Origin of the sequence: Serratia sp. 14-2641 (assembly GCF_001692375.1) — a bacterium.
Classification (GTDB): domain Bacteria; phylum Pseudomonadota; class Gammaproteobacteria; order Enterobacterales; family Enterobacteriaceae; genus Chania; species Chania fonticola_C.
Window position 1 is genome coordinate 53,370 of record NZ_LXKR01000095.1, and the last position, 20,094, is coordinate 73,463.

The following is a 20,094-nucleotide window of genomic DNA, read 5'->3' on the forward strand; positions in this document are numbered from 1 at the left end:
CTTCCCCTTAATCCAGCCGCCGCTGGGTTTTCCAGGCCGTCAGGCCGATAAACACCACCGCCGAAGCGATCAAAAACAGCAGGTTAATCACCAGCACGGTGCCGATGTTGCCTGCCAGGAACAGCGTTTGCAGCGTACTGACAAAGTAGCGCGCCGGAATGATATAGGTCACCGCACGTACCACGGCGGGCATACTGTCGATCTGGAAGATAAATCCAGACAGCATAATTGAAGGTAAAAAGGCGGCGTTCAGGGCCACCATTGCCGCGTTAAACTGGTTGCGGGTAATGGTCGAGATTAACAGCCCCATGCCGAGCGTGCTGGCCAGGAACAGACTGCTGATCACGAACAGCAGCAGCAAGGAGCCACGGTAGGGCACGCCGAGTACAAATACCGAAACCACCATACACAGCAACATGGCGATCATGCCCAGGAAATAGTACGGCACCAGTTTGGACAGCAGCAGCTCGCTGCGCGTGACCTGGGTGGAAAGCAGCGCCTCCATGGTGCCACGCTCCCATTCGCGGGCGATCACCAACGAGGTCAGAATGGCACCGATCACCGTCATGATAATGGTGATGGCTCCTGGAATAATAAAGTGCTGGCTGATGGCCGCCGGGTTAAACCAGTAGCGCATCTGGACTTCAATCAGCGGCTTGTCGTCACGCCCCAGATCGGTGGCACGCTGTTGCTGCCAGATTTGCCAGATCCCTTGGGTATAGCCTTGCACAAAGTTGGCGGTATTGGGCTCGCTGCCGTCGGTAATCACCTGTAAAGGAGCGCGGTCGTTGGGCCTTGCCAAATGCTCGGCAAAATCGCTGGGGATCACCACCAGGCCGCGGATGCTGCCAGCCTGCATCATTTGGATCAACTGCTGGCGGTTATCGCTGACGGTCGGTTCAATATAGGGTGAACCGATAAAGGCATTGGCCAGATCGCGTGCCTCTTCGCTTTGCTGTTCCATCAGGATCCCCAGCCGCAGCTTGCTGGAATCCAGGTTGATGCCGTAACCAAAGATAAACAGCAGCATCAGCGGAATGACGAAGGCAATCAGTCCGCTGCTGGGATCTCGCAATATCTGCCGGGTTTCTTTCAGGCACAACGCCCGCAGTCGCCGCCAGGAAAAGCCGTTGTCGCTGCTCATGCTGTCTCCTCCCGATCGTAGCCCTGCACCAGCTCGATAAACGCCTCTTCCATCGAAGGGTTGGGGTTTTGCTCGCTGGCTATCTGCTGTTTGAGATCGTCTGGTGTGCCAGCGGCGATAATTTTGCCGCGATATACCAGGCCGATGCGATCGCAGTATTCCGCTTCATCCATAAAGTGGGTGGTGACCATCACCGTCACGCCTTTATCCACCATGCCGTTGATGTGCAGCCAGAACTCGCGCCGGGTCAGGGGATCGACGCCCGAGGTGGGCTCATCAAGAAACAGAATGTCTGGCTCATGCATCAGCGCGCAGGCCAGCGCCAATCGCTGTTTGAAACCGAGCGGTAGCGAATCCGGCGTTTGGTTGAGGATCGGGGCGAAGTTGAAGGCGCGAGACATCTCGTCAATTTTATCGCGCTGGCTCTTGCCACTCAGCCCATAAACGCCGGAGAAAAACTTCAGGTTCTGCGCCACCGTCAGGTTGCCATACAGCGAAAATTTCTGTGCCATATAGCCCAGGTGCTGGCGCGCCTTGCCCGAGCTGGTTTTTAGATCCATACCTAGCACCAGCGCTTTGCCATCGCTGGGCACCAGCAGGCCACACATCATCTTGAAAGTGGTGGATTTACCTGCGCCGTTGGGGCCAAGCAGGCCAAAGATCTCGCCGCGCTGCACTTTGAAATCCACATGGTCGGTGGCCGCAAAGTCGCCGAATTTTTTGGTCAACCCCTGAGCTTCGATCACCGTTTCCGAGCTGTCTCCCGTTACCGTGGGCATGATCTCGGCCAAGGCAGATTTACTGTTCGGGCCGCCGCCTAACAGATCGATAAACGCATCCTCAAAACGCGGTTCGGCCTCGGTTAATTCGGCCTGAGGCAGATCCAGATCCTGCAATACTTGCTGATGATCTTCACCTGGCTTGAGGATCAGCCGCAGATATTTCCCCTGGATCACACCGTCGCTAACCGCAGGCAGGCAGATCGCCCGTTGCAACAGCGCTCGGTGGCTACCGGCTGGGGTATCGATCAAAATGGTACGGCCAGCCATGCGCTGGGTAAGATCCTGTGGCGCGCCGCTGAACAGTAACTCGCCTTCGTTCATCAGCAGCACTTCGCGGCACTGCTCGGCTTCGTCGAGATAGGAGGTACTCCACAGGATCAGCATGCCGTCGTTGGCCAGCTCATGCACCATTCGCCAGAGTTCACGACGTGAAATGGGATCGACGCCGACGCCGGGCTCATCCAGCAGCAACACCTGAGGTTGGCCAAGCAGCGTACAGGCCAGCCCGAGCTTTTGCTTCATCCCGCCGGAAAGCTTGCCCGCCAGTCGTTTGGTAAAGCGGGTCAGATCGGTAAACGTCAGCAACCGCTCAAAGGTTTGCTTACGCAGATCGCCGGTGACTCCGCGCAGATCGGCATACAGCGTGAGATTTTCCATTACCGTCAGATCTTCATACAGCCCGAACTTTTGCGGCATGTAACCGAGAATGGCGTGCAACTGGCGATCCTGTGCTATCGGATCCAACCCGGCGACGGTCAGCTTGCCGCTGCTGGGGAGCAGCAAACCTGCCAACATGCGCAGCAGGGTAGTTTTGCCCGCGCCATCGGGGCCAACCAGCCCAGTCACCGCGCCACTGCGCAACGTGGTCGTTAAGCTGGCCACCGCCGGTTTATCGAGTGATGGAAAGCGTTTTTCCAACGCCACCAGTTCAATCGTATGTGCCTGTGCCATCACGGTTCCTTACGGTTGTGTGAAATGGACGGTTACCGGCATCCCCTGACGCAAGGCGTCATCGGCATCGTTGACGATGATCCGCAAGCGGTAGACCAGATCGGTACGCAGATCCGGCGTTTCTACGCTTTTGGGGGTGAACTCCGCGGTGGGGGAAACAAAGCCGATCTTGCCGTGATAAGGCTTGCCAGGGCGGCTGTCGGTCTCGATCAAAACTTCGGTACCTGGCGTAGCGCTACCCAAACTGGTTTCATTGATGTAGGCACGAACCCATACCGGCCGGGTCAACGATAGGGTAAACACTGTGCTGCCAGCGCTGAGCATGGTGCCTGGCTCCACGGCTCGCGTCATTACCGTACCAACGGACGGAGAGAGCAGGGTGGTGTCATGCAGATCCAACTGGGCTTGCGCCAGTGCCGCCTCGGCTAGCGCCAGATTGGCGTTGGCCTCTTCGATTTCCTGCGGGCGGTTGCCGGTCAGGTATTGCGACAGTTTGTCTTTCGACGCCTGCAAATTTGCCTGCGCCTGATTACGTGCAGTGCGGGCATCTTCCAGAGCGTCGGCTGAGGTGGCCTTTTTCGCCCATAACCCCTGCTGGCGTTGGAAGAAGCTGTCGGCATAGCTGAAGGCCGACTGGCGCTGCGCAACTTCGGATCGTACCTGGGCAATCTCCTCGTTGCGGTAGCCTGCCTGCAATAAATCGAGCTTGGCTTTGGCGCTGGCAACGTTGGCCTGTGCCTGTAGCAACGCGTTCTGGTAAGGCGCGTCGTCCAGTTTGCCCAGCAACTGCCCCTGTTGCACGCTGTCCCCTTCGTCTACCGCCAGCGAGGCCAACCGGCCATTAACGCGGAAGCCCAGGTTTACCGTGCGGATATCCACATTGCCATACAGCGTCAAAGGCTTGTCCTGCTGGCGTTGGTAAGACCAGAAACCATAGGTCGCAGCGGCGATCAGCACGATCGCTACACCCACAATGGCAACTCTTTTCTTGTTCATAATATTCCTTGACTGCAAGACGGAAAGTTAGACGGCATAACGCTGGCGTAGCCCGTTAACCAGAATGTCGATATGTTCGGCCAGCACCTCGCTAATCTGCTCGGCTTCATCTGCCGCGATCTGATGCCAGCCTGCCTGGCGTAGCAGGGTTTCCCGGCCAACGCGGAATGCCAGCACCTCACCGATCAGCGCATGGGTATGCAAGATGATTTTGGTGGAGTGCGCATCGATGCCGGTATAGCCCGCCAACAGGCGACACAGTAAGTGATGCAGCGGGGCTATCACCTGCTGGTGGATCAGCGGGTAGGCATCGGTTGGCGAAAGCTGTTCGCGAGACATGATCTTGCTCAGGTTGAGCGTATGGGGCTCGGTCATCAGTTGGCTGAAGGCCAGCAACCCGCTTTTGAGATGGTACAGGTAGTGTTCCGGCTGGCGTTGCTCTGCCGGCAGCTGATAGAAACGTTCGATTTCTTCGCTCAGTGGGCGGAAGCTTTGTTGGATAAAGTCGGCAATCCACTGGGCTACCGCCAGATATAACCCCTCTTTCGAGTTGAAATAATAGGTGATGGCAGCAATGTTTTGCCCCGCGCGCTGGGCGATTTGCCGCGTGGTGGCACCCGAAAGGCCATATTCGCCGAACACTTCGATCGCGGCGGTGAGCAGTTGTTGGCGCGCTTGCTCACCCCGTTTGAGAGGGCTTAGCGGCGGGTTTTCTGCAGAGGACATAGGTTGACCCAAAAAGTTAATCAATCATATGATTAACTTTAGGCCGAGCGGGCTAAAATGTAAACTACAGGCCAGAACATTTTGCTTTTCCGTGAGCTTGCTCGGCGAAAAGTGCTGTGAACACGTAAAATTGCCTTTTCTTGTTCGATTTCTGCTACACTCTCGCGCTTGGTGCACTGCAGTTTGTGCCAATCCCTCGAGGTCATGCCGAGGATGTGCCGCAAAAAAGTGCGAGTACCTCCTTATGCCCCGTCTGATAATCCTCCCGGAAACTGCACCGAACATTTGTTTAGGTTAGGGGGGATCTGGAGTTTTTCTCTACTATGTCATTTGAAACCCTCGGCTTAAGTGCTGAAATTCTGCGCGCTGTTGAAGAACAGGGCTATCGCGAACCTACGCCAATTCAACGCCAGGCAATCCCGGTGGTATTGGCAGGCCGCGACCTGATGGCCAGCGCCCAGACCGGCACCGGTAAAACAGCTGGTTTTACCTTGCCGCTATTACAGCTGCTGAGCAAACACGATCACCCAATCAAAGGCCGCCGCCCGGTGCGTGCGTTGATCCTGACGCCAACCCGTGAACTGGCTGCACAGATCGGTGAAAACGTTGAGGCTTACAGCAAACACCTGCGCCTGCGTTCGCTGGTGGTGTTTGGTGGTGTGAGCATCAACCCGCAGATGATGAAGCTGCGCGGCGGCGTCGATATCCTGGTGGCAACGCCGGGCCGCCTGCTGGATCTGGAACATCAGAACGCGGTTGATCTGTCCAAAATTGAAATTCTGGTGCTGGACGAAGCCGACCGCATGCTGGATATGGGCTTTATCCATGATATCCGCCGCGTGTTGTCCAAGCTGCCTGCCAAGCGTCAGAACCTGCTGTTCTCCGCGACCTTCTCCGATGAGATCAAAGGGCTGGCCAGTAAACTGCTGACCAACCCGGCCTCGGTAGAAGTGGCTCGCCGCAACACCGCTTCCGAGCAGATTGAACAGAGCGTTCACTTTGTCGATAAGAAGCGCAAGCGTGAACTGCTTTCCCAGATGATCGGCGAAGGTGACTGGAAGCAGGTGCTGGTATTTAACCGTACCAAGCACGGTGCCAACCATTTGGCCGAACAGCTGAATAAAGATGGCATCACCGCTGCGGCTATCCACGGCAACAAAAGCCAGGGCGCACGTACCCGCGCATTGGCAGACTTTAAAGACGGCAAAATCCGTGTGCTGGTAGCTACTGATATCGCTGCACGTGGCCTGGATATCGATCAGTTGCCACACGTAGTGAACTACGAACTGCCAAACGTTCCGGAAGATTACGTCCACCGCATTGGCCGTACTGGCCGTGCCGAACGTACCGGCGAGGCGATCTCGTTGGTCTGTGTGGATGAACACAAACTGCTGCGTGATATTGAGCGCCTGCTTAAGCGTGAGATTCCACGCATTGCCCTGCCAGGCTATGAGCCGGACCCAAGCATCAAAGCCGAACCGATCATCAATGGTCGTCAGGCTGGTGGTGGCCGTGGTGCTCCACGTGGCAACGGCGGCGGCGCTCCGCGTACCGGTAACGGTGGCGGCCAGCGTAGTGGCAATGGTGGCGGTCAGCGTGAAAATCGCGGCGGCGGTAGTGCTCGCCCACAGGGTGAAGGCAAACCACGTTCAGGTGCTCCATCGCGCCGTCCGCATAGCCGTAAACCGTCTGAGTGATCCTCGATTGATGATCTATACTGAACCGCCATTTATTGGCGGTTTTTTTTCGCCTGTTTCAGGAGATCCAGATGAAATTGAAGTGTGCAATTCTTGATGATTACCAAGGTGTAGCGCTGAAGATGGCGGATTGGTCCGTCCTTGGCGAGCAGGTTGAGGTGTTCTCCCTGCGTGATCATATTGACGATGAAGACCAACTGGTGAGCCGCATCAAAGACTGCGAGATCGTGGTGATTATGCGAGAGCGCACGCCGTTCACCGCCGCATTGCTTGCTCGTTTGCCGAAACTGCAACTGCTGATCACCTCAGGCATGCGTAACGCTTCAATCGACTTGCCAGCGGCAACCCGGCAAGGCGTCACCGTTTGCGGCACAGCCAGCGGTTCCGAAGCGCCAATGGAACTGACCTGGGCGCTCATCCTCGGTTTGGCCAAGCATCTGGTGGCTGAAAGCAGCGGATTACGTGCCAACGGGCCTTGGCAGCAACATGTTGGCATCACCTTGCATGGCAAAACGTTAGGCCTACTGGGGCTGGGCAAGATCGGCGGCCAGATGGCGAAGGTGGCTCAGGCATTTGGCATGAACGTCGTGGCCTGGAGCCAAAATCTGACGGCTGAAAGGGCACAGGAATTCGGTGTGCAACTTGCCGAGTCAAAACAGGCGCTGTTGGCAGCGAGTGACGTTGTTTCGGTGCATCTGGTGTTAAGCGATCGCAGCCGTGGGCTGATCGACCGCCAGGCGTTGGCACAGATGAAAAACAGCGCCTTCCTGATTAACACCTCGCGCGCAGCGATTGTCGATCAGCAAGCTTTGGTTGAAGCGCTGCAAACCGGGCAGATCGCCGGTGCTGGGCTGGACGTGTTTGAAGTAGAGCCACTGCCCGCCGATCACCCATTGCGCCGCTTGCCCAACGTGCTGGCTACGCCGCATGTGGGTTACGTCGCGGATGATAACTACCGCACCTATTTCCGGGAAGCGATTGCCGATATCCAGGCGTTTATTGCCGGTGAGCCGGTGCGTAAGCTAGGGTAATTTTATCGGCGGGAGGCTTGTTGGCACCGCCTTTCGCCCGTATCATTGCGCCCTCTTTGATTGCAGGGGTAGGCATGCGCGTATTATTGGCTCCAATGGAGGGGGTACTCGACTCTCTGGTGCGGGAATTGCTCACCGAGGTGAACGATTACGATCTCTGCATCACCGAATTCCTGCGGGTCGTCGATCAACGGCTGCCGGCCAAATCCTTCTACCGGCTGTGCCCGGAACTGCACCATGCCAGCAAAACGCCATCTGGCACCCAGGTGCGGGTGCAACTGCTTGGCCAGTATCCCGAATGGCTGGCGGAAAACGCCGCTCAGGCGGTCGAACTGGGTTCTTACGGCGTCGATCTGAACTGCGGCTGCCCGTCCAAACATGTCAACGGCAGCGGCGGCGGGGCTACCTTGCTCAAAGATCCCGAACTGATTTATCAGGGTGCCAAAGCGATGCGCGCCGCGGTGCCAGCGCATCTGCCAGTGACGGTAAAAGTGCGCTTGGGTTGGGATTCAGATTCCCGCAGCTTTGAAATTGCCGATGCGGTGCAGCAAGCGGGCGCGACCGAAATCACCATCCATGGCCGTACCAAAGAGGACGGTTATAAAGCCGATCGCATCAACTGGCAGGCGATCGGTGAGATCCGCCAACGTTTGAGCATCCCGGTGATCGCCAACGGGGAAATTTGGGACTATCAAAGTGCGCAGGCGTGTATGCAGGCCACCGGCTGCGACGCGGTAATGCTGGGGCGTGGCGCGTTGAACATTCCCAACCTGAGCCGGGTGGTGAAATATAACGAACCGCGTATGCCTTGGCCGCAGGTGGTGCAGCTATTGCAAAAGTACGTGCATCTGGAAAAGCAGGGCGATACCGGTTTATACCACGTCGCCCGCATCAAACAGTGGCTCAGTTACCTGCGCAAAGAGTATCAGGAAGCCACGGAACTGTTTACCGAGATCCGCACGTTAAACAATTCCAAGGATATTGCGCGGGTGATTTGCCGCTAACCCCTTAGTTCAATGGAAAAATAGTGCCGCAGCGCCTCCAATCGTTCTTCCTCCGAATGCAGCGTAGACTCCTTACGGTGATGGTCCTGGGTCACGATCAGCTTTAACTCGCTGAGGGTGATGCGCCCATCCTCTGTGGGGCGGGAGCACACCAGCTTTTGGGTAAAGTGCGACAGTGGCGAAGTGCTGTGATAGTGGCACATGTGGTTAAATTCTTCCGGCTGCCGGGGTTGTAGGGTAAAGCGATACAGCGTCTTGGCGTGGGAGGTCCGATCGCCGTTGCGGCGCTCCAGATGATACCACTCGCCATCTTGCTCAAGATGAAAGGTGCCGCTGGCCTGTGGTTGTTGCTCGGTGGTAGTGATTTTCAGCGGGGCGAGGAAAGAATCGCCAAACCCTACATCGACCAGATACGGCTGATCCAGGGTCACCATCAGCGCCATATGGTCAAACGGCGGGCCAAAAGAGCCGTCTCTGGCGTGGACTTCCCCGGATATAAACGCCACCTTAAAGCCGATCTGCTGCAACAGCAGGGCAAATATCCGGTTCAATTCATAACAAAACCCCCCGCGATTATGCTCGACGATTTTGCTGAACAGCCCGCCCTCGCTAAGATCGATGCTCTGATGATAGATAATGCTTAAATTCTCGAAGGGCACCGCCAGCATATGGCAGCGATGCAGCTGTTGCAGCGTTTGCAGATCGGCCTGTGGCGTGCCTGTGAAGCCGATGTGTTGCAGATAGCGTGGTATGTCCACCAGAATTCTCGCTATACGGGAAATTTTGCATAAATTAGCGGGAATTGTGGCCGTCGGGGAAGCAATATGTGCGGTGCTGAAAATCGTTGGCGTAAAGCCGCTTGTGCAAATGCATTACACTCGTCTTCCTGACGGGTCGTGGCCACCGAGCTTGCAAGCATGTGAAAGCCGTCTGTAATTAACCAGAAAGGCAAATGCGTATCGATTTCAGTCCGTTTAAAATTAGCGATTTAGCCAATAAACGTATGTTGTTAAAAACAGTATTGACATAGTTTGAAAAAGTCGTAAATTAGTATCCAGCAGCAGGAAATTGATAGTTAGCTGCTTAGCTAAATAACAGATTGAAAGGTTATCTTTAATAAGTTGTTTAGTGATATTGCGATAAAGGCCACGAAGTTCTGTTGTATGGGGAAGTCGTCGTTGAGGAGCCAGTTCGGACTCAAGGACAATGCTTTAAGGCCACGTAGTCAGTACCGACGATCGCAGGGTGTGTACCATACGCGATGATGTAAGGCTCTGTTTCTCAAGTGTTAATGTTGCAACTTGTTAATTTTATCCTGTAAGTTTGTTGCAATGAAAGTAAAGCCATGCGTCAATAGTTTATATCGCGAGGGGGAATGTACCAGTTTAGCTTGCTTTACCTTGGCTAATTATTATGAGGTAGGTGAGTCAGAATTTGTAAATCAGTCAGTATAGGGGAGGATGTAGTTAGCTTTTTAATACCCAATATTATCTGTGATAAACAAGTACATTTTAAGCAGTATCGAAAGTAGTACCCAGTTAGTAAGTTGATTAATGTTGAATTTTAAATATGCAGTAACCTAAAAGCCCTGGCAAATATTGTCAGGGCTTTTTCGTTTTATCCTTTTGCCATTGGGGTGATGCTTCAGCATTTTTGGAGGATAGCCACTGCCAGAAACTGTCATGCCCAAGCCTTAGCCTGAACGCCTAACTCAAAGCGATCGGGAGGCGTTATGCAAGATTTTACGGGTAAAGTGGCATTGGTGACCGGTGCTTCCACCGGTATTGGTGAAGCTATTGCTCAAGAGTTGGTCGAACGAGGGGCGAAGGTAGCGATCACCGCCAGAAATCGCGCAAGGTTGGCAGCAACGGCGCAACGTATCGATCCGACAGGCAAATCGGTATTTCCGTTGGTTATGGATGCTCGCGATCCTGAATCGGTGCGCAGTGCGGTAGCGCAGACGCTGGCTCTTGGCGGGCAATTGCATCTGCTGGTCAACAATGCCGGTATTACCGGGCCGCACAATGTGCCGCTGAATGAATATTCCATTGATGATTGGCACGCGGTGATTGAAACCGATCTCAGCGGCACTTTCTATGGGATGAAGTACGGGTTGCCCGCTATTGTGGCAGCAGGCGGGGGCGCGGTAGTGAACCTCTCTTCCGCCAATGGCATAGTCGGCATTGCCGGTATTGCGCCTTATACCGCGGCCAAGCACGGCATTATCGGTTTGACGAGGGCCGCAGCTCTGGAGTTTGCCAATAAAGGGATACGCATCAACGCTGTCGGGCCTGGCTATGTCGATACGCCTTCGATGGCCAGATTACCCTCCCAGATGCGGGAGAAAATGGCTACCTCCCATCCGATGGGGCGTATGGCTACGCGTGAAGAGGTAGCGAAAACGGTGGTTTTTTTGCTTTCTACAGACAGCAGTTTCACCACCGGGGCCTTTTACAGCATTGATGGGGGGTATACGGCACAGTAAACAGCTACTGGGCGCTGCATGCTGCGCCCTCTGGCCCGAGGCGGCTGGACCAGAAATCGTCAGCAGAGCTTATTCTGACTTGCTATGGGTGAACTATAATTTTCATCAAGTTAGGTTGGTAATTAATTGATGAGTGATCTTGCTGCCGATGACTAAATCTCTGTTCTCCCGTTTTATGGCACTGTGGCTGCTGGCCATAGCCACTCCGAGCGTTGCTGCACCGCTGCCTGCGGTGACCGTGGCGCTGATTGAACAAAGCCAACCCGAACGTGCATTGCACTATCTTGGCCGCATCGAGGCGATACAAACCGTGGAGGTGAAAACCCGTACCGAAGGGTTTATCGCCAAACGGCCGTTTACCGAAGGGCAGATGGTCAAGGCAGGGGATTTACTGTACGAGATTGAGCCGTCCTTGCACCATTCTGCCGTGGCACAGGCTCAGGCGCAGCTGGATAGCGCCACGGCAGCGGCAAATCTGGCGCAGGTAAACCTGACGCGTCTGCAACAGCTAGGTAATAACCGTGCGGTCAGCAGAGCGGATATTGACACCGCGGCAGCCGAACGGGATACCACCCGGGCAGCAGTGGCCCAAGCTCGGGCAGCGCTAAATACGCAGCAGCTACAGCTCAGCTATACCCGTATTTATGCACCGATTGCCGGGCGCATCGGCCACAGCCGCTTTCATGTGGGTAGCCTGGTCAACGCGGCAAGTGGTGCACTGGTCAACATTGTGCAGCTCGATCCGATCCGCGTGGCGATCTCTATCAATGAGCGGGACTATATTACCGCCGCCTATCAGCGTCAGCGTGGGGAGGGTAAGCTCGCCGAAGGGCAGTTTTCCGCCCGTCTTGAACTGGCCAACGGCAAGTCCTACCCAGAGCTGGGCAGTTTTGAATCGGTAGATAATCAGATTGATGCCCACACTGGCACCGTCACGTTGCGCACCCGTTTTGCCAATCCTAATCATCTGCTGCTGCCCGGGGGCGTGGTGAACGTGATCCTGACCGCCGAGCAACCGCAGACGGTCACGCTGGTGCCCATTGCTGCACTACAGCAAAACCAGCAGGGCCACTTTGTGCTGGTGGTCACGCCTGAGAATATTGTGGAAGTCCGAGCGGTGACGCTGGGTGAACAACATCAACAATATTATCAGGTGAACGCCGGGCTCAGCGCTGGCGAAAGGGTGATTATCGCCGGTGTACAGCACGTCAGGCCCGGTATGCAGGTGAACGCCATTCTCTCCAGCGCCAACGCGCAACCATAAGGGGACGTTGATGCTGCATTTCTTTATCCGGCGGCCAAAATTCGCCATCGTGATTGCTCTGGTGATCACTCTGGTGGGGATCGTTTCCCTCAAGGTGATCCCGGTGGAACAGTACCCCGATATAACACCACCGGTCGTTTCCGTCAGCGCGCTCTACCCTGGAGCCAGCGCCCGCGACGTGGCTCAGGCGGTGGCATCGCCCATCGAGGCTCAGGTCAACGGCGTCAGCAACATGCTGTACATGGAATCGACCAGCGCCAACAACGGCGGTTATCAACTGAGCATTACCTTTGCCAGCGGCACCGATCCGGATATGGCCGCCGTGGAGGTGCAAAACCGTATTTCACAGGTTAGCGCGCAGCTACCGGCGGAGGTGAATAACAACGGGGTTTCGGTGCGCAAGCGGGCCTCGAATCTGCTGTTGGGCGTAAGCGTGTTCTCTCCCAAGGGCAGCCGTGACACGCTGTTTCTGAGCAATTACACCAGTATCCAACTGCGTGATGCCTTGGCCCGCATCAGCGGTGTGGGGGATGTGCAGGTGTTTGGTGCCCGCGATTACAGCATGCGTGTCTGGCTCGATCCGCAGCGTATGGAGTCGCTCAATATCAGCGTGCAGGACATCGTGCAGGCGTTGCAGCAGCAGAACGTGCAGGCCGCAGCAGGCCAGATCGGTTCCGCGCCTTCGCCCTCCCGGCAGCAGCAAACCTTGACCATCAGCGGGCAGGGGCGTTTAACCGATCCGCAGGAGTTCGCCAGAGTGATTATCCGTAGCGGTGCCAATGGGGGCACGGTGCGGGTGGGCGACGTGGCGCGGGTCGAGTTGGGAGCGCAAAACTACCAGGTCAATGCTTCGATGAACCAACAGGAATCGGCATTTTTGGTGGTTTACCCCACGCCGGGAGCTAACGCGCTGAATGTTGCCAATGCGGTACGCCAGGAGATGGCACGCCTGTCGCAATCCTTCCCTAGCGATATGAGCTATGACATCAAATATGACTCCACCCGCCCGGTAACGGCAACGCTGCATGAAATTGCCCTCTCGCTGGCGTTAACCTTGGCGGTGGTGTTGCTGGTGGTTTATCTGTTCTTACAGAGCCTGCGGGCCACCTTTATCGTGGCGCTGACCATTCCAGTATCGCTGCTCGGTACCTTTGCCGTGCTGTACGCTTTCGGCTACTCCGCCAACACCTTGAGCCTGTTCGCCATTATCCTGGCGCTGACCATTGTGGTGGACGACGCCATCGTGGTGGTGGAAAACGTAGAGCGTCTGCTGGCTCAAGATCCCTCTCTTAGCCCGCCAGAAGCGATCCGCAAGGCGATTAGCCAGATTGCCGGGCCGATCGTCGCCACGACGTTAGTGCTGATGGCGGTGTTTGTGCCGATTGCGGTGCTGCCGGGCATTACCGGTGAGCTGTATCGTCAGTTTGCCGTGACCCTATCGGCGGCGGTGATCCTGTCGAGCATCAACGCGCTGACGCTGTCCCCGGCGCTTTGTGCCACGCTGATCCGGCGGCGTGAGCTGGCGCAAACCGGTTTTTTTGGTGGTTTCAACCGGGGTATGGACCGGATGCGCGATGGCTATGTTCGCTTGGCCGCATTGGCTAGCAAGCGGGCACTAACCACGGTGATTGCGCTATTCGTCGTTGGCTTGGCCACCTGGTATGGCTACAGCCGTCTGCCAACCTCTTTCCTGCCGGAGGAGGATCAGGGCTACTTCTTCGTCAACGTACAACTGCCGGATGGGGCTTCCCTTGAACGTACCCAGGCGGTGATGGATCAGATGCATCAGCAGGTGATACAAAACCCGGCGGTGGAAGATGTGATCAAAATTACCGGCTTCAGCCTGCTGAGCGGGGGGAATTCACCCAATGCGGGGTTCGCCATCGTGATGCTCAAACCCTGGGGCCAACGCGAGCATGTTGACCGGGTGTTAGCCGATCTTCAGGGCAGGCTGGCGGCGATCCCCTCGGCGATGATCATGGTGGTTAATCCACCGGCCATCGCCGGGCTAGGCAACGCCGCCGGTTTTGATTTACGCCTGCTGGCGCTGGAGGGGCAAACGCCGCAGCAGATGGCTCAGGTGGCCCAGGGGATTATTTTCGCGGCTAACCAGCGGCCAGAGCTGAGCCGGGTATTTACTACTTTCAGTGCCGTGGTGCCGGATATCGACCTGGCGGTCGATCGTGAACGGGCCGCGCTGTTGCAGGTGCCGGTCAGCCGGATCTTCAATACGCTGCAAGTTTCGCTTGGCGGTCTGAACGTGGGGGATTTTTCGGTTAATAACCGCATGTTCCGGGTGCAGTTACAAAACGATATGGATTTCCGGCAACGTACCGAACAAATTAATCGCCTTAACGTGCGCAGCGACACCGGTGCTCTGGTGAGCCTGGCCAATCTGGTGCGGCTCACGCCTTCTATCGGCGCGCCTTTTATCAGCCAGTTCAACCAATTTCCGGCAGTATCAGTGAACGGTTCTGCTGCCGAGGGGGTTAGCTCTGGGCAGGCGATGAAAACCATGGAGTCTTTATTGGCCGAGCAGTTGCCAAAGGGGTACGGCTACAGTTGGAGCGGCCTGTCCTGGCAGGAACAACAAACCGGTGACCAAGCCTTGCTGATCTATCTGGCGGCGCTGGTGTTCGCCTATCTGTTCCTGGTGGCTCAGTATGAAAGCTGGAGCGTCCCGCTGGTGGTGATGCTGTCGGTGATATTCGCGGTGGCGGGGGCGGTCGCGGGGTTGCGTATGATGGGGTTCGCCAACGACGTTTACGCCCAAATCGGACTGGTCCTGCTGATCGGCCTGGCGGCCAAGAATGCCATTCTGATCGTTGAATTCTCCAAGGCGCGGCGTGAAGAGGGAGCCAGCATTCGTGACGCCGCGCAAGAGGGTGCCCGGCAACGTTTCCGGGCGGTGATGATGACGGCTATTTCGTTTATTCTCGGGGTGATGCCGCTGGTGTTTGCCACCGGAGCCGGGGCGATGAGCCGCCAAATCATCGGTATTACCGTGTTTGGCGGGATGTTACTGGCAACGCTTGTCGGGATCTTCTTTATTCCTGCGCTGTACCTGCATATTCAACGGCTGCGCGAATGGATGAAATCACGCTTTGCCTAAATAACGACGCTACTGGTAGATCTGTTACGTGTCGTCGTCAGGTTTACCCAGCGAAAGTGCTGGGTAAACCCGATAAGTTAACCCTTATTGGCCGATCTGTTGCTCGTGAGCCTGTTGTTCCAGCTTCACCTGTGCGGCACGCTTGCGCAGGCCAAACCAGCCAAGTAGCAGTAGCACGGCCAGCACTGGGATGGTGGCAATAGTCCAGGTGCCGTTCGGGTAATCAAAGGCCATCATGATCACCACCGCTAACAGGAACAACAGCGTCAGCCACGAGGTGACCGGTGCTCCTGGCATTTTAAACGCCACCGGTTTGGCTTTCCCCGCCTTGATCGCCTTACGCAGTTGCATCTGACAAACGATAATAAATGCCCAAGAGCAGATGATGCCCAGTGAAGCGATGTTCAGCACGATCTCGAACACCTGCGATGGCACCAGATAATTCAGCACCACGCCAATCACATAGATACCGCAGGTCACCAGAATACCGGCATAAGGTACCTGCTGGCTGCTCATTTTAGCCATCAGCTTCGGTGCTGAACCCCCCATGGAAAGTGAGCGCAGGATACGGCCTGTTGAGTACAGACCAGAATTGAGGCTGGAAAGGGCGGCGGTCAGCACCACGATATTCATGATGGTACCGATGTAGGGGACGCCAAGCTTGGAAAAGAAGGTGACAAACGGGCTTTGCCCAGCCTGATAGGCGTTCCAGGGTAACAGCAGAACCAGCAGTACCACCGAGCCGACATAGAACAAACCGATACGCCAGATCACGCTGTTGATCGCTTTTGGCATCATTTTTTCCGGATCTTTACACTCGCCAGCGGCGGTGCCTATCAGCTCGATACCGGCAAAGGCGAAGATCACCCCTTGTACCAATACCAAAGCAGGCAACAGACCGTGTGGGAACATGCCGCCGTTATCGGTGATCAGGTGGATACCGGTTGTATTACCCGCTACCGGTGTGCCGACGCCAAGGAAGATGACCCCCACGACCAGGAACAGAGAGATGGCGGCGACCTTGATCAGCGCAAACCAGAACTCCATTTCGGCGAACCATTTCACGCCGATCATATTCATGGTAGCCACAATCCCAAGCGCACCCAGGGCAAACAGCCACTGGGGAACCTCGGCGAAGGTACCCCAATAATGCATATACAGCGCTACGGCGGTGATATCGACTATGCCGGTCATCGCCCAATTAAGAAAGTACATCCATCCTGCAACGTAGGAGGCCTTTTCACCGAGAAATTCGCGCGCATAGGAAACGAAACTGCCGCTGGATGGGCGGTGTAATACCAGCTCGCCCAAGGCGCGTAGGATGAAAAAAGAAAACACGCCACAGACCAGATACACCAGCGCCAGTGCCGGACCAGCCATCTGAAGACGTGCGCCGGTGCCAAGGAATAGGCCAGTGCCGATTGAGCCACCAATGGCGATCATCTGTATCTGCCGTTTACCCATGCTTTTGTGGTAACCGGACTCATGTGAGTCCAACCAACGTTTTCTCGCCGCCTGCTTGTCATGTGCAGTCGTTTTGTCTGAGTGCATTATTCGTCCTGTTCCTGTCTGTTTGCATCATGGGAATGAGGTCATGGCAACATTCCGCAGTTTATGGTTGATACCAACGTCGTTAAATAACGGCGAAGCATGCTACCCGTTCTGTGTAATCGAGGCAAAAAAACTGCGGTTCCATTGGCGATTTACCCAGTCTGCTTTTTGCTCAGATGAAACGACATCATTCAGTTGGATAGGCTTGACATAGTTGGATGGGGGAAGAAAGGGGATGATTAAATTTTGAATTATAAGGAGTTTCTATCTGATGAACGGCTTGGTAGTAATCAGAACAATATGATCTCCCCCTGCCCAACGAATATTTTATCCAGGTAGAAGGAGAGGGTTTCACTCAGGCCGATTCGGCGGCAGGCAGGGCGGAGGTCGGCAGCCCGAATATTTTGTCGAAGGCCCAGTTAAACACAAAGGTATAGCAGGGAATAATCACGATCAGCGCCATATCCAGCAGCAAGGCCTGTACCAGGGAAATCTCCATCCACCAGGCGATCAACGGGATCAGATAAACCACCAGCGTCAGTTGGAAGCCCACTGCGTGCAGAATGCGGCGTTTTAGCGTGCGGGTGCGTGAAGCCTGGCGGCTTTCCCAGAATTCGTACAAGTAGTTGTAAATCAGGTTCCAACTTACGGCAATGGTGGTGATGATCACCGCCAAAGGCCCGGTGCTGCTGGGGGCTGAGCCGGACAGTAGTGCCAAACCAAGGGCCGAAATGACCATACCGATAACTTCATAAGCGGTCACATAGACCAGTTTGCGTTTCACGCCTTGCATGCTTTTCTCCTGCTTTATTTTTCGTGCCTGATGACGTCCGGCAACCCGATGCGTAAGATAACGTCAATGCTATTGATAGAAAAAGTCAGGAGCTGTCAGTTTTACTGATAGATGAGGCGATGAATTTTTCCAGTGACAATATCGAACTGTTTTTGGCCGTGTTGGATCGCGGCTCATTCTCGGCGGCAGCCAGAGCATTGCGACGCGTGCCTTCGGCGGTCAGCATGGGGATCGCCAATATGGAAGCAGAGCTGGGCTTTCAGTTGTTTGACCGCTCGCATCGCGAACCGGTACCCACCGCGCTGGCATTGGCATTGGCTCCCCACGCGCGCTTGATCGCCGAACAGCTCAAGCAGCTGCAGAACCACGCCATTGAGCTTTCTCAGGGGCTGGAAAGCAGGCTGTCGATCGGTGTGGCATCTGATATCAACAGCAGCGGTCTATTGGCGGCGGTGAAAGCGCTGGCGGAACGCTACCCGTTGTTGGATATCGAGGTATTGACCGCCCCGCAGGATGATGTTTTGCATATGCTTCATCAACAGCGGGTCAGCCTGTGCCTGGCATTCGGCGGGCTGGACGTTAACAGCCAGGAACATTTTCACTATGTGGGTAGCGAGTCGTTGGTGGCAACCATTGCGGCGCAGCATTCAGCCCTGGGTGCTGGCGGTGCCGAGTTGTTTCTGGAGGAACTGGTCAATGTGCGGCAGATCATGGTGGCCAGCCGGGATTTGCCTATGGCCGATAAACGCCCACAGGTAGCGGAATCCTTCTGGCGTACTGACAGTTTGCCGATGGCGCTAAGCATGGTGGAAGCCGGGCTGGGGTGGGGCAACTTTCCGCTGTCGTTAACTGCGCCATTGCTGGAACAGGGCCGGTTGATCCGCCTGAAATTTAAAAATACCAAAAACGAACTGCGCCTGCCGGTGCACCTGATTTGGCTGAAGCACCAGCCGCAACAGAAGGCGGCCAGGGAGTTGGTGGCGTTGATGACTGGCCCCTCACCCTAACCCTCTCCCACAGGGAGAGGGGACCGATCGAGCCACAAATTAACAACGGTATTCATCCTCAACATAAGCCATACCACAAACCAGCTTCTATACCTGACGGCAACACCGAACTAGCTCCCTCTCCCTGTGGGAGAGGGTCGGGGTGAGGGGCCATTGTTGCGCACCCGCCGAAGTTTTACTCACGTATCCTTACGTTTCTATTGCTTTTATTTTGGCCAGCGCGTTAATTTGATTAACGCAACCAGGCAAGGGAAAAGAGCATGATCAACGAAACGCTATTATCGGTACTCAGCATTACCGGGGCTATTACGCTAGGCGCGATGAGCCCAGGGCAAAGCTTTATTCTGGTAGCGCGAACGGCGGTGGCTTCGTCACGGCGCGATGGGATGGCGGTAGCATTGGGGATGGGGATCGGCTGTTTTATCTTCGCGCTCATTGCCTTGTTGGGGCTGCAATCGCTGCTGCTTGCGCTGCCTTGGCTGTATACCACGCTGAAAATGCTGGGGGGTGCCTATCTGATCTATCTGGCGTTCAAAATGCTGCGCGGAGCTAATCAGCCGTTGATGATCGAAGCGGTTGGCGGCCAGCAGCTAGGCTTTCGCCGGGCGTTCACCACCGGCCTGCTAACCCAGTTGGGTAACCCGAACACCGCTATCGTATTCGGCAGCGTGTTTGCGGCGTTGCTTAGCCATAAGATCCCCATGGTGCTGTATATCGTGTTGCCGCTGATTGCTCTGGCCGTCGATCTGTTGTGGTATGCCTTTGTGGCGTTTGTGCTGTCATCACCGCGCCCGCGCCGCGTCTACCTGCGTTTCAAAGCCTGGTTCGATCGTCTGGGCGGCAGCGTGCTGGCCTTACTGGGCCTGAAGCTGATGCTCAACAAATAGTCTTATTGTGCGTGACGCCGCCGCCACCAGTAGCGAAGCAGCAGAATAGCGGCGATCACCACCACGCAGAACAGCAGGCTATACAGCTTTTTGTCACTACCGCTGACAAAACTGCTGATGGCCTGTCCACCAAAATAGCCGAGCAGCACAAATAGCGTGGCCCACAGGATAGCCCCTAGAATATTCAGCGGGATAAAGCGCGAGGGGGGCAGCTTACTGGCACCGATCAACACCGGGCCGATAAGCCGGAATCCGTACATAAAACGTACGCCAATCACAAATAAAATCGGGTGGCTGGCAATCAGCTTTTGGGCGCGTTCAATGCGGGCTTGTTGGCTCTCGATACGGGCAAGCACTCGCCCACCAAAATGCCGCCCGGCAAAATAGAGCACCTGATCGCCCAAGGCGCCGCCAATGGCGACCACCGCAATCACCAGCGGCAGGCGCAGCAATCCGTTGTGTGCCGCAATTCCTCCCAGCAGGGTGATGGTTTCCCCTTCGAGCAGGCAGCCAATCAGCAGCGCCCAGTAGCCATATTGGGTAATGTAGTGGGCCAAATCCGTCATTGTTGTTCCTTCATTGCGATGAAATAGGATTATAACACCCTGTTTCCGCAGCGGGAGGTGAATTGAAACGGCCCGCTGTTAATTATAGATTCTTGCAT

At 55.6% G+C, this 20,094-nt stretch carries 16 protein-coding genes; 8 read left to right on the forward strand and 8 right to left on the reverse strand.

The window, feature by feature from the left end:
• Positions 1-7 precede the first annotated feature (7 nt).
• Genes A6U95_RS27180 through cecR form a run of 4 tightly spaced genes read right to left on the reverse strand, consistent with a single transcriptional unit; the run spans position 8 to position 4,599 of the window.
• Complete coding sequence (locus A6U95_RS27180; RefSeq protein ID WP_065686752.1) at positions 8-1,144, reverse strand: ABC transporter permease; 1,137 nt, start codon at positions 1,142-1,144, stop codon at positions 8-10.
• Complete coding sequence (locus A6U95_RS27185; protein WP_065686753.1) at positions 1,141-2,877, reverse strand: ATP-binding cassette domain-containing protein; 1,737 nt, start codon at positions 2,875-2,877, stop codon at positions 1,141-1,143. Before A6U95_RS27185 ends, A6U95_RS27180 begins: the two co-directional genes overlap by 4 nt.
• 9 nt (positions 2,878-2,886) lie before the next feature.
• On the reverse strand, positions 2,887-3,873 hold the full coding sequence (gene hlyD / locus A6U95_RS27190) for a secretion protein HlyD (protein WP_065686754.1): 987 nt from the start codon (positions 3,871-3,873) through the stop codon (positions 2,887-2,889).
• Between the two features lie 27 nt (positions 3,874-3,900).
• The gene (gene cecR, locus A6U95_RS27195) at positions 3,901-4,599 is read right to left on the reverse strand and encodes a transcriptional regulator CecR (protein WP_065686755.1); all 699 of its coding nucleotides are present in this window, start codon (positions 4,597-4,599) and stop codon (positions 3,901-3,903) included.
• 323 nt (positions 4,600-4,922) lie between these two features.
• Here cecR and rhlE point away from each other — a divergent pair, with 323 nt between their 5' ends.
• The 3 genes from rhlE to dusC all read left to right on the forward strand — a co-directional run bounded on the left by rhlE (position 4,923) and on the right by dusC (position 8,331).
• On the forward strand, positions 4,923-6,296 hold the full coding sequence (gene rhlE / locus A6U95_RS27200; protein ID WP_024530562.1) for an ATP-dependent RNA helicase RhlE: 1,374 nt from the start codon (positions 4,923-4,925) through the stop codon (positions 6,294-6,296).
• Positions 6,297-6,367: 71 nt separating this feature from the next.
• On the forward strand, positions 6,368-7,327 hold the full coding sequence (locus tag A6U95_RS27205; RefSeq protein ID WP_065686756.1) for a D-2-hydroxyacid dehydrogenase family protein: 960 nt from the start codon (positions 6,368-6,370) through the stop codon (positions 7,325-7,327).
• Positions 7,328-7,401: 74 nt separating this feature from the next.
• Entirely contained in the window at positions 7,402-8,331 is a 930-nt protein-coding gene (gene dusC / locus A6U95_RS27210; protein WP_024527396.1) for a tRNA dihydrouridine(16) synthase DusC, read from the forward strand.
• Here the strand turns inward: dusC and A6U95_RS27215 are convergent.
• Entirely contained in the window at positions 8,328-9,089 is a 762-nt protein-coding gene (locus tag A6U95_RS27215; RefSeq protein WP_065686757.1) for an arylamine N-acetyltransferase, read from the reverse strand. The two genes, dusC and A6U95_RS27215, sit on opposite strands and share 4 nt — an antisense overlap.
• Positions 9,090-10,063: 974 nt before the next feature.
• Between A6U95_RS27215 and A6U95_RS27220 the strand changes: the two genes are divergently transcribed.
• From A6U95_RS27220 to A6U95_RS27230, 3 genes are all read left to right on the forward strand, one after another.
• The gene (locus tag A6U95_RS27220) at positions 10,064-10,816 is read left to right on the forward strand and encodes an SDR family NAD(P)-dependent oxidoreductase (RefSeq protein ID WP_065686758.1); all 753 of its coding nucleotides are present in this window, start codon (positions 10,064-10,066) and stop codon (positions 10,814-10,816) included.
• Positions 10,817-10,991: 175 nt separating this feature from the next.
• Positions 10,992-12,080, forward strand: coding sequence for an efflux RND transporter periplasmic adaptor subunit (locus tag A6U95_RS27225; protein WP_241810732.1), 1,089 nt, complete (start codon positions 10,992-10,994; stop codon positions 12,078-12,080).
• 10 nt (positions 12,081-12,090) lie between these two features.
• A complete protein-coding gene (locus tag A6U95_RS27230) occupies positions 12,091-15,192 on the forward strand; it encodes a multidrug efflux RND transporter permease subunit (RefSeq protein ID WP_065686759.1) in 3,102 nt (1,033 codons plus the stop codon).
• Between the two features lie 84 nt (positions 15,193-15,276).
• Here A6U95_RS27230 and ansP read toward each other — a convergent pair whose 3' ends face one another.
• Positions 15,277-16,743, reverse strand: a complete 1,467-nt coding sequence (gene ansP, locus A6U95_RS27235; protein WP_024527403.1) for an L-asparagine permease — start codon at positions 16,741-16,743, stop codon at positions 15,277-15,279.
• Between the two features lie 355 nt (positions 16,744-17,098).
• Positions 17,099-17,536, reverse strand: coding sequence for a PACE efflux transporter (locus tag A6U95_RS27240; RefSeq protein WP_065686760.1), 438 nt, complete (start codon positions 17,534-17,536; stop codon positions 17,099-17,101).
• A 119-nt stretch (positions 17,537-17,655) separates the two neighbouring features.
• Here A6U95_RS27240 and A6U95_RS27245 point away from each other — a divergent pair, with 119 nt between their 5' ends.
• Both A6U95_RS27245 and A6U95_RS27250 read left to right on the forward strand, forming a co-directional pair.
• Positions 17,656-18,543 carry a LysR family transcriptional regulator gene (locus A6U95_RS27245; protein WP_065686761.1) on the forward strand — a complete coding sequence of 296 codons (888 nt, stop codon included), beginning with the start codon at positions 17,656-17,658 and terminating at the stop codon, positions 18,541-18,543.
• Positions 18,544-18,803: 260 nt separating this feature from the next.
• Complete coding sequence (locus A6U95_RS27250; protein WP_029710842.1) at positions 18,804-19,430, forward strand: LysE family transporter; 627 nt, start codon at positions 18,804-18,806, stop codon at positions 19,428-19,430.
• Between the two features lie 2 nt (positions 19,431-19,432).
• Here the strand turns inward: A6U95_RS27250 and A6U95_RS27255 are convergent, their stop codons facing one another.
• Positions 19,433-19,996 carry a DedA family protein gene (locus A6U95_RS27255; RefSeq protein ID WP_021805212.1) on the reverse strand — a complete coding sequence of 188 codons (564 nt, stop codon included), beginning with the start codon at positions 19,994-19,996 and terminating at the stop codon, positions 19,433-19,435.
• Between the last annotated feature and the right edge of the window lie 98 nt (positions 19,997-20,094).